General features: G+C 49.6%; 1 tRNA gene and 1 other RNA gene. Both read left to right on the forward strand.

Annotated features, from left to right (window positions below):
- Nucleotides 1-6 precede the first annotated feature (6 nt).
- Nucleotides 7-174: non-coding RNA, RtT sRNA (locus ATB02_RS26395), on the forward strand.
- A gap of 33 nt (nt 175-207) precedes the next feature.
- A tRNA-Lys gene (locus ATB02_RS25965) sits at nt 208-283 on the forward strand.
- The last annotated feature ends 1 nt before the right edge of the window (nt 284 follow it).

The raw sequence follows: 284 nt of genomic DNA on the forward strand, positions 1-284 counted from the left end.
GGTCGTTAGCTCAGTTGGTAGAGCAGTTGACTTTTAATCAATTGGTCGCAGGTTCGAATCCTGCACGACCCACCAATTTAAAGGTGGTTACTGGTAGAGAATGTGAAGGATAACGTTGCGTCAGCAACGGCCCGAAGGGCGAGACGAAGTCGAGTCATCCTGCACGACCCACCATCCTGAATGATTAAAGCAGCATAATCCCGCAAGGGGTCGTTAGCTCAGTTGGTAGAGCAGTTGACTTTTAATCAATTGGTCGCAGGTTCGAATCCTGCACGACCCACCAA

This window comes from Escherichia sp. MOD1-EC5189 (genome assembly GCF_002966045.1).
Lineage (GTDB): Bacteria > Pseudomonadota > Gammaproteobacteria > Enterobacterales > Enterobacteriaceae > Escherichia > Escherichia coli_F.